This window comes from Verrucomicrobiota bacterium, assembly GCA_016871495.1.
Taxonomy (GTDB): Bacteria; Verrucomicrobiota; Verrucomicrobiia; order Limisphaerales; family VHDF01; genus VHDF01.
Genome location: VHDF01000182.1, coordinates 1 through 3,031 on the forward strand (window position 1 = coordinate 1; position 3,031 = coordinate 3,031).

Genomic DNA, 3,031 nt, shown 5'->3' on the forward strand with positions numbered 1-3,031 from the left:
AGACTGAAGCCGGAACTGGAGGATTGGCGAGCCATGAAGACTGTGGTGCTTCCCTTCTTGGCGGTACTCGTGTTTGCCCCATTCGGTCAGGCGGAGGACGCCAAGGCCCTCTACAAGAGCAGATGTGCGAGCTGCCATGGCCCCACCGGCGCTGGAAGGCCCGCCCTCAAAGGAAGCAGCTTGCTGACCAGTGAATGCAAGAAGCAGACCGACGAGCAGCTAGCGGATGCGATTGCCAAGGGGCCTAAATCCAAGAGCAGTCACGCATATGAGATGAAGGGTCTGACGAGAGATCAGATCCATCTGCTCGTCCAGCACGTGCGCGAGTTGCAGAAGGCATCGCCGTGAAGCGGCAGCCGCTATAACTCACCTATCGGCCGGAGAGAAAGGTGGAACGTCCTGGACAGTGTTTGAAAGAACGGCTTCGGAGCGATCCGGCGGACGAAGGAGACCTTCAAACGAGTTCAAGCGCTGGCGAGCCGGATGGGCGTTCAGAGCGGCGACGGCGTGGCGCTCGAGGATGCCCTCGGTAGAGTTGGTGACGGAGCACGAACTCGCGGCGCTTTCGGGGACGCTCAATTCCGCAGGGCGTGATCATCCCGCATCCACACGGCATCACGTGATTAGGTGATTCCGAAACCCGCCAAGAGCCTCTAACCTGAGAGAACGATGGCGGACTTTTATCAAACCGGGATTGTCCCCACTCTCCATCGCCTGAAGGCGGATAGCGTCGATCGGTTGGAGGCGGAGTTGGAGCGCTATGGGCGCAACAAGCCTATCGGACTGGTGCTGCCCGCCCTAGTGACGGAGTTCGAGAGCACCGCGATGCAGCGCATCATTGGTGAGTTGCAGAAGCTCCGTTATCTCCAGCGGATCGTGCTGGCGCTAGGCCGGGCGTCGAACGATCAGTTCGCGCGCGTACAGGCGCTGTTCAAGGATTTCTATACGCCGGTTACAGTGCTCCACATCGAAAGCGCCCGGATTCAAAGCCTGTTTCAGATGCTGGAGGAGCGCGGATTGTCGGCTGGTCCGGACGGCAAGGGGCGTTCCTGCTGGCTCTCTTACGGATACATTCTTGCGTCAGGCGATTGCGATGTGATCGCGCTACACGATTGCGACATTGTGAACTACGACCGGCAGTTGCTGGCCCGGCTTTGCTATCCGGTGGTGCATCCGAATCTGGGTTTCGAATTCTGCAAGGGCTTCTATGCACGCGTGACCGACCGGATGCACGGTCGCGTGACGCGGCTGTTCTTCACGCCACTGGTGCGGTCGATGATGGGGATGGCGCCGAACGCCTCGTTCCTAACCTTCCTTGACAGCTTCCGCTACGGTCTGGCGGGCGAGTTTGCGATGAACGCGAATCTGGCGCGCGTAAATCGGATTCCGTCGGACTGGGGGTTGGAGGTCGGCGTACTGGCCGAGGTATACCGCAACTGCGCGGTGGCGCGCACTTGCCAGGTGGACTTGATGGACAGCTACGAGCACAAGCATCAGGATCTGTCGGCGGGCGAGCCGGGCAAGGGGCTGTCGAAGATGGCGACTGATATCGCGAAGTCGCTCTTCCGGACCGTCGCGTCGGAAGGCGTGGTCTTCACCACGGAGCATTTCCGGAGCCTGGAGGTGCGGTACGTACGCATGGCGCAAGATACAATCGCGCGGCACTACGCCGACGCCATGCTGAACGGACTGAAGTTCGACCGTCACGCCGAGGAACTTGCAGTGAATACGTTCGCCAAGAGCCTGCGCCGCGCGGCCGAGGAGTTCCTGGAAGACCCGCTGGGCGTGCCGCCAATTCCGAACTGGAATCGCGTGCTGGCGGCGATCCCGGAGTATTTCGACCTGTTACTGGATGCCGCCGCCAAAGACGGGCGGCAGCCGGCCGCGGCCTGAGGTGTGGCGCTGTGAATGTGAACGGATTCTTTCCCGCTGCACAACACGCCGGTGAATTCCTCCGCCAGGCGGAATTGGTGGTGGGCATCGCCAGTCATAACAACGCGTCCACCATACGCGGCGTCGTGCGCACTGTGTTCGACGGCCTTGGGCAGTACTTTCCTCAGTTCACGTCGGTGGTGGTCCACGTCGATGCAGGTTCGACGGACAATACGCGCCAAGAAGTACTGGCAGCACGCGCCGGGGAGGAGCACCTGCTGACTTTCGGCGAAGGCGCCAGTCTGCGGCTAATCCTCGACGTGGCCGCCCGGCTGGGCGCCCGAGCGTGCGCCATCGTGAATCCCGATGTGCGCTCGATCTCACCGGCATGGGTGGACAGCCTGGTGCGGCCAGTTCTCTTCGCCCATATCGATCTCGTCGCTCCGGAGTACCACCGCCACAAGTTCGACGGCGCGATCACTCACCAGCTTGTCTATCCGATGACACGCATGTTGTATGGCTCAACGCTCCGTCCGCAGGTGGGCGGCGAGTTTGCGATGTCCAGACGACTGATTGAGCGGCTGTTGAGCCGTCCCGACTGGGAGGAGCATGTTCCCGAGTACGGACCCGATATCTGGATCGCCACCATTGCGCTCGCTGAGAAGTTCGCGGTTTGTCAGAGTTTCCTGGGCCAAAGGGCGCACGATGCGCAAGGGCGCCGCAACGATCTAGTAGGAACTCTGCGGCGCGTGACGGGGAGTTTGTTCACGATGATGCTGGAGTGGGAGCGCATCTGGCAGTGCCGTTCGGGGCCGCGGGCGGCTCCTCATTTCGGATGCCCCATGGAAATGAGCGTAGAGCCACGGCCGGTCGACGTGGAACCAATGATCGCGGCCTTCCGCCAAGGCGCACGGGATCTGGAGGATGTTTGGCGGATCGCGCTCTCACGCACGACTCTTGGCGCAGTCCGAAAGACAGTGAACTCGAATCCGTTCGAGTTTCGCGACGATTTGTGGGTGCGAGTGATTTTCGATTTGGCATGCGCGTTCAAGGATCACCCCTGGCGACGGGAGCACGTGACTTCGTCACTCGCACCGCTCTACATGGGACGTCTGGCGTCGTTCCTTCGTGAGATCGAGGCGATGCCGGCCGAAGAAGT

At 61.2% G+C, this 3,031-nt stretch carries 3 protein-coding genes; all 3 read left to right on the top strand.

Annotation, left to right across the window (positions count from 1 at the left end):
* Positions 1-33 precede the first annotated feature (33 nt).
* The gene (locus tag FJ404_19620) at positions 34-348 is read left to right on the top strand and encodes a cytochrome c (GenBank protein ID MBM3825055.1); all 315 of its coding nucleotides are present in this window, start codon (positions 34-36) and stop codon (positions 346-348) included.
* A 321-nt stretch (positions 349-669) separates the two neighbouring features.
* Positions 670-1,893: a glycosyl transferase gene (locus tag FJ404_19625; protein ID MBM3825056.1), complete on the top strand. Its 1,224-nt coding sequence runs from the start codon at positions 670-672 to the stop codon at positions 1,891-1,893.
* A 77-nt stretch (positions 1,894-1,970) separates the two neighbouring features.
* On the top strand, positions 1,971-3,031 hold a 1,061-nt coding region (locus FJ404_19630), incomplete at its 3' end, for a glycosyl transferase family 2 (GenBank protein MBM3825057.1).

Bases quoted from the DNA above. Each gene is read 5' to 3' on its own strand.
- FJ404_19625 (MBM3825056.1), top strand. From the start codon at position 670: ATGGCGGACTTTTATCAAACCGGGATTGTCCCCACTCTCCATCGCCTG.
- FJ404_19620 (MBM3825055.1), top strand. From the start codon at position 34: ATGAAGACTGTGGTGCTTCCCTTCTTGGCGGTACTCGTGTTTGCCCCA.